This window comes from Sulfitobacter sp. 15WGC, from assembly GCF_005068605.1.
Taxonomy (GTDB): domain Bacteria; phylum Pseudomonadota; class Alphaproteobacteria; order Rhodobacterales; family Rhodobacteraceae; genus Sulfitobacter; species Sulfitobacter faviae.
The window spans coordinates 1-255 of the sequence record NZ_SZNL01000115.1 but is presented as its reverse complement, the minus strand read 5'-3'; the positions used below and the strand labels follow the sequence as shown (position 1 = coordinate 255).

Genomic DNA, 255 nt, shown 5'->3' with positions numbered 1-255 from the left:
ACGGCCAGATCATCGGCAAAGTTTCGATCCCCGGCCAAAGGCGTGAACTCGGTGAAAAGCGCCTCGATATAATCCTTGCAATGGGGCCGCTCCGGATGGCGCGCCACCTGACATTTCCGCCAAGGCGTCAAAGAGCCATAGAGGTCTTCGAGCATCCCGGCGGCTTTCTTATCCAGCGCGCGGGCCTCATCGGTGATGTCCATCTCTTCATTGGACCGGGCCAACGCCCGCAGCTCTTCCGCCTTGCCTTCGATC

1 pseudogene is annotated in these 255 nt (G+C 60.0%); it reads right to left on the bottom strand.

Annotation, left to right across the window (positions count from 1 at the left end):
- Positions 1-254, bottom strand: a pseudogene (locus FCK22_RS18205) (acetyl-CoA carboxylase carboxyl transferase subunit alpha); the annotation flags it as partial.
- Between the last annotated feature and the right edge of the window lies 1 nt (position 255).